The following is a 1,980-nucleotide window of genomic DNA, read 5'->3' as shown; positions in this document are numbered from 1 at the left end:
GATGATCCTGCATACAGACAAGCAATACTTGAGAAGCTAGATAGATCAGACGTGAACTTCTAGGTAGACATGGCGACCTGACAGTTCATCATCGCCATTCACCTATCTTTTAATTCAATGACAGTTATCACCGAATACGGTAGACAAAACATTTTCGCTAAAGAACCACCTATAGAAATCATGAACGAACAAGAAGAGAACTTTCTTATGGAGCAAGCCGAGAGAACTAATGGCCAACTAGCCATGCTTGGATTCGTTGCTGCCATAGGCGCATACATAACCACTGGACAAATCATTCCAGGTATTTTTTAAACACTTTATAAATGACTACAGCCACATTAACCAAACCATTTGACAACTGGCAGCGTTTCTGTGACTGGACTACAAGCACAAACAACCGTCTCTACGTGGGATGGTTTGGTGTGCTTATGATCCCTGCACTATTAACCGCTGCAACAGCATTTATCGTAGCCTTCGTGGCTGCACCTCCAGTTGACATAGATGGAATACGTGAACCCGTAGCTGGATCTCTACTCTATGGAAACAACATCATATCGGGAGCGATTGTCCCGTCAAGCAACGCAATCGGTCTTCACTTCTACCCAATCTGGGAAGCTGCAACCCTCGACGAGTGGTTGTATAACGGAGGACCATATCAACTTATTGTGTTCCACTTTCTCATCGGTATCTCAGCATACATGGGACGGCAATGGGAACTTAGTTATCGATTAGGAATGAGACCATGGATATGTGTAGCTTATTCCGCACCTGTTGCAGCATCCTTTGCTGTCTTTCTCGTGTATCCATTTGGACAAGGGAGCTTTAGCGATGGTATGCCTCTTGGTATTTCAGGGACTTTCAATTTTATGTTTGTCTTTCAAGCCGAACACAATATCCTTATGCATCCGTTCCATATGCTCGGTGTTGCAGGGGTATTCGGTGGAGCTTTATTCGCTGCTATGCATGGAAGTCTTGTTACTTCTTCGCTTATCCGTGAGACGACAGGCTTGATATCACAAAACTATGGATACAAATTCGGTCAAGAGGAGGAGACGTATAACATTGTTGCGGCTCATGGCTACTTTGGGAGACTTATCTTCCAATACGCCAGCTTTAATAATAGTCGCAGCCTTCACTTTTTCCTTGCTACTTTCCCCGTCGTTTGCATATGGATTACCAGTATGGGAATCTCCACTATGGCTTTTAATCTCAACGGCTTTAACTTTAACCAGTCCGTCGTCGATGCCAATGGAAGAACAGTCCCTACATGGGCTGATGTCCTCAACCGTGCCGATCTAGGCATGGAAGTAATGCACGAAAGAAATGCACATAATTTCCCACTTGATCTAGCGGCTAAAGAGATCGCGCCAATAGCGTAACAACATGTCCGTTCATCCTATCGGGACGCATGAAACCTAAGCATGGAACGGGGCTTAGGTATTGAGGTTTAACCATGACTCAACTAGAACTACAAGCTCGTATCAAAGAGCAGAACATTTTAGAAAGAGAAATGAAACTTAAATATCGCGGCATTGCCTACAACAAAACTTACAAATTTAATTAAAATGAAAACAATTGCACTTGCTCTCGCAGCCACCACTTTAGCGTCTGCACCTGCAACCGCTGGAACTTACATAAACACTGAAGTTAACAACGGTTACTACGGTTCTGAATATGTTGGTAGAACTATAGAACTACACGTTGGACTCGATGGGTCTAAAGAAAAGTTCGACTACTATGTACAAGGCGGTCCAGCTCTTGTAGCTATCGACGGTGTTGATGGTACAGAGACTGAACTATCAGGTAAGTTCGGCGGTAACTATAACGTGTCAGAAAAGGTAGCTTTCTACGGAGAGTTTGCTGGAGGCACTAATGGTGATCTAGATAATTCTTACAACCTTAAGGCAGGAGCTAAGTATAAGTTTTAATGTCACAACAAAGCGACAAGGCTAGGGCGTCAGTTACTTCACTGACTCCCGA

Annotated in this window: 3 protein-coding genes; all 3 read left to right on the top strand. The window is 43.8% G+C overall.

What is annotated here, in order from left to right:
• The first annotated feature begins 117 nt into the window (after positions 1-117).
• The 3 genes from AC3WVG_RS11490 to AC3WVG_RS11480 all read left to right on the top strand — a co-directional run bounded on the left by AC3WVG_RS11490 (position 118) and on the right by AC3WVG_RS11480 (position 1,928).
• Complete coding sequence (locus AC3WVG_RS11490; protein ID WP_488798258.1) at positions 118-312, top strand: hypothetical protein; 195 nt, start codon at positions 118-120, stop codon at positions 310-312.
• An 11-nt stretch (positions 313-323) separates the two neighbouring features.
• Positions 324-1,379: a photosystem II q(b) protein gene (gene psbA / locus AC3WVG_RS11485; RefSeq protein ID WP_488798257.1), complete on the top strand. Its 1,056-nt coding sequence runs from the start codon at positions 324-326 to the stop codon at positions 1,377-1,379.
• A gap of 153 nt (positions 1,380-1,532) precedes the next feature.
• Entirely contained in the window at positions 1,533-1,928 is a 396-nt protein-coding gene (locus AC3WVG_RS11480) for an autotransporter outer membrane beta-barrel domain-containing protein (protein WP_488798256.1), read from the top strand.
• The last annotated feature ends 52 nt before the right edge of the window (positions 1,929-1,980 follow it).

The sequence above is a fragment of the Desulfovulcanus sp. genome (assembly GCF_982781345.1).
The sequence above is the reverse complement of the archived record's forward strand: the minus strand, read 5'-3'. Positions and strand labels throughout refer to the sequence as shown.

Coding starts and splice junctions, on each gene's coding strand:
- AC3WVG_RS11490 (WP_488798258.1), top strand. CDS start 118: ATGACAGTTATCACCGAATACGGTAGACAAAACATTTTCGCTAAAGAA.
- psbA (WP_488798257.1), top strand. CDS start 324: ATGACTACAGCCACATTAACCAAACCATTTGACAACTGGCAGCGTTTC.